The following is a 3,371-nucleotide window of genomic DNA, read 5'->3' on the forward strand; positions in this document are numbered from 1 at the left end:
CCCCACCCACCCGGGGTCCAGGGGCGGAGCCCCTGGCGGGGTCGTTGAAGGGGCAGCGCCCCTTCAGGATGGGACGGGTAGGGGCGGCGGGGGCGAGGAAACCCCTACGCCAACAACCCCCGCAACGGAAACACCGCCCGCCGAGCCGCCAACACCGCCTGATCCACCCGATCCCCAGGGTCGTACCCCGCCTCCCAGGAAGCCCAACTCACCGGCCACCGCCCATCACTCATCCGAGCCGGCGCCAACTGCCGAGTCCGAGCGAAGACTTGCTCCCGCCACCCCTCAGGAATCACCGCATCCGGCGAAACCTCCTTCCCCGCAGCGATCCCCACCAAGTGCGCCCACGACCGAGGAACAACATCCACGACGGAATACCCACCCCCACCCAGAGCGACCCACTTCCCCCCGGCATACTCATGAGCCAACTCATGACAGGCCACCTGAACAGCCCGCTGCGCATCGAGCGAAACCGCGAGATGAGCCAACGGATCCTCGAAGTGCGTATCGGCACCGTGCTGACTGACCACCACATCGGGCCGAAACTCCGCCACCAACTCCGGCACCACGGAGTGAAACGCCCGCACCCACCCCGCGTCCCCAGTCCCCGCAGGCAACGCCACATTGACGGCAGACCCCTCGGCAACCCCGGCGGCCCCCGTCTCCTCAGCCCACCCGGTCTGCGGAAACAACGTACGAGGATGCTCGTGCAACGAGATGGTCAGAACCCGGGGATCCTCCCAGAACGCCGCCTGCACCCCGTCCCCATGATGCACATCGACATCGATGTAGACGACCCGCTCGGCCCCCAGTTCCAACAACCGCGCGATGGCGAGAGCCGCATCGTTGTAGATGCAGAACCCGGCGGCCCCACCGGGCATCGCATGATGAAGCCCCCCGGCGAAGTTGACCGCATGGGAGACATCCCCCCGCCACACGGCCTCAGCGGCCCCGACGGACAACCCGGCGATGAGGGAACTGACTTCATGCATACCGGCGAACGCGGGATCGTCCACGGTCCCGAGCCCGTACGCCTGATCGGCGTTCCGAGGATCGAGCGAGGCCGCCTTGACGGCCTCGATGTAGTCCTCCCGATGCACGAGCCGCAGCGTCGACTCCCCCGCGGCCTTGGCCGAAACAACCTCCACCTCCCGATCCAGCCCGAGCGCCGCCACCAACCCCCGCGTCAGCTCAAGCCGTACGGGATCCATCGGATGCCCGTCCCCGAAGTCGTACCCCGTGACCGCTTCATCCCACATCAACTGTGCGCGCCCGCTCATGCCCGCCACCGTATCGGTCCCCCCGCGTCTCGAACGACCGGGCATACAGGACGGTAACCAGCACCAACCCCATCGGCACGAGCATGGCCCCCCGATAACTCCACGCGTCCCCGATCACCCCCACGAGCGGCGAACCCACCAGAAACCCGACGTAGTTGAAGATGTTGAGCCGAGCGACGGCGGCATCGGAGGCCCCGGGGAACAACCGCCCGGCAGCGGCAAAGGTCTGCGGCACGATCACACACAGCCCCACCCCCACGAGCGTGAACCCCACCATCCCCACCCAGGCCCCCGGTGCCCCGGCAACCACGACGAACCCCCCGCCGGCAACCAACGCCCCGACCCGCACGACGACAACGGCCCCGAACCGCCGCACCCCGTAATCCCCGATGGCCCGCCCGACGAGCATGGTCACCATGTACACGTTGTACGGCACGGTCGCGAGCTGCTCGGAACTCCCCAGCACGTCCTGGAGGTACTTGGCACTCCAGTTGGACACGGTGGAGTCCCCGATATAAGCGAACGCCATGACAAGGCAGAGCGGCAGCAACACCCGGAAGGCGAGCCCGTCCCCGCTCGCGGCGCCCTCCCCGGGGGCCTCAACTCCCGTACCCCCGTCGACATACCACCGGCTCCCGATGAGCGCGGCAGGCAACAGCACACAGGCGACGGGCAGATAGAGCGCCCACAGCTCCAACTCCCAGTGCGCACCGACCCACGCGAGCGAGGACCCGACGATCCCCCCAAGACTGAACGCCGCATGGAAACTGAGCATGATGCTGCGCCCGTACGCCCGCTGAAGACTCACCCCCAGCATGTTCATCGTCGCGTCGAGCGCCCCGAGCGAAAGCCCGAACACAGCGAGCGCGAGGGCCAGTTGAACGGTCCCACTCCCCGCCCCGACCCCCACGAGCGCGAGCAGGACGACGGGCTGGGCCCACCGCAGGACGACCCTGGACGACGCCCGCCGCACGACCCGCTCGGACGCCACACTCCCGACCCCGGCCAGCACGGGCACGGCCGCCAGATACACCGGCAACAGCGCGTCGGAGACCCCGTACCGGTCCTGGATCGCCGGAATCCGGGTCACCAGCAGCGCGAACGCGGCCCCCTGGGCAAAGAAGCTGAACGCCAACGAGGCCCTACCGCGCCGCAGCACTTCTGTCATGGCGGCGAGCGTAGGGCCCCGGCGTACTCATGGGTAGATCAAGCCAAAGATGAATTTCGCTCAGCTCTCAGCGCCCGGCACGCGGCGCCCGGCACCGGCGCTCCGGCGTTCACGGTTCGGCGCCCTGCCCTCCCCCTCACCCGAGCAGCAGCTCGACCAGCTCCACCGGCTCGGCATACATCCGCGAGGCCCCCACAAGCCGCTCAGCGGGCGTCATGGCCGTGAAGCCGAGTACGTCCATCCCGGCCGCGACCCCTGCCCGCACCCCCAGCGGCGAGTCCTCGACGACCACGCACCGCCCCGGCGCCACCCCCATCCGCTCGGCCGCGTACAGGAACAGATCCGGCGCCGGCTTCCCCCGCCCCACATCCTCCGCGCTGAACACCCGCCCCTCCCCGAAGAACCGATCGAGCCCGGCCACCCGATGCCCCACCCTGATCCGCTCATGGCTCCCGGACGACGCCACGCAGTACGGCACCCCCACCGCCACCAGCCGCTCCAGCACCTCCGCGATCCCCGCGACCGGCTTCAGCTCCCGCTCGAACGCGGCGAACACCCGCCCATGAAAGACCTCGTCGAACCCCTCCGGCAACCGCTCCCCGGTCCGCTCCAGCACCAGCTCGTGAATCCGGTGCATCGCGGACCCCATGTAGTCCCGGATCGAGTCCTCGTACGACGTCGGATGCCCGACCTCGGTGAGATATTCGGCGAGCAGCCGATTGGAAATGGGCTCGCTGTCGACGAGCACCCCGTCATTGTCGAAGATCACCAGGTCGTAGCGCATACACCAACCCTAAACGCAGAAAACCCCCGCACCACTAACGGTGCGGGGGTTCCCCACAATGATTGTTCGGCGGCGTCCTACTCTCCCACAGGGTCCCCCCTGCAGTACCATCGGCGCTGTAAGGCTTAGCTTCCGGGTT

General features: G+C 68.4%; 3 protein-coding genes and 1 rRNA gene. All 4 read right to left on the reverse strand.

The features are described 5' to 3' along the window. Positions 1 to 104 precede the first annotated feature (104 nt). Complete coding sequence (locus PV682_RS43885) at positions 105 to 1,280, reverse strand: acetoin utilization protein AcuC (RefSeq protein ID WP_319738543.1); 1,176 nt, start codon at positions 1,278 to 1,280, stop codon at positions 105 to 107. Beyond that, on the reverse strand, positions 1,249 to 2,448 hold the full coding sequence (locus tag PV682_RS43890) for an MFS transporter (RefSeq protein WP_319738545.1): 1,200 nt from the start codon (positions 2,446 to 2,448) through the stop codon (positions 1,249 to 1,251). The genes PV682_RS43885 and PV682_RS43890 overlap by 32 nt, the downstream gene beginning before the upstream one ends. Before the next feature lie 136 nt (positions 2,449 to 2,584). Further along, a complete protein-coding gene (locus tag PV682_RS43895) occupies positions 2,585 to 3,232 on the reverse strand; it encodes an HAD family hydrolase (protein ID WP_319738546.1) in 648 nt (215 codons plus the stop codon). 64 nt (positions 3,233 to 3,296) lie between these two features. Next, a 5S ribosomal RNA gene (rrf, locus tag PV682_RS43900) occupies positions 3,297 to 3,371 on the reverse strand; the annotation flags it as partial.

The organism is Streptomyces niveiscabiei (genome assembly GCF_033794345.1).
Taxonomy (GTDB): domain Bacteria; phylum Actinomycetota; class Actinomycetes; order Streptomycetales; family Streptomycetaceae; genus Streptomyces; species Streptomyces niveiscabiei.

What these genes read in the sequence shown, in the direction of transcription:
- PV682_RS43895 (WP_319738546.1), bottom strand. Translation starts at nt 3,232, where the DNA reads ATGCGCTACGACCTGGTGATCTTCGACAATGACGGGGTGCTCGTCGAC.
- PV682_RS43890 (WP_319738545.1), bottom strand. Translation starts at nt 2,448, where the DNA reads ATGACAGAAGTGCTGCGGCGCGGTAGGGCCTCGTTGGCGTTCAGCTTC.
- PV682_RS43885 (WP_319738543.1), bottom strand. Translation starts at nt 1,280, where the DNA reads ATGAGCGGGCGCGCACAGTTGATGTGGGATGAAGCGGTCACGGGGTAC.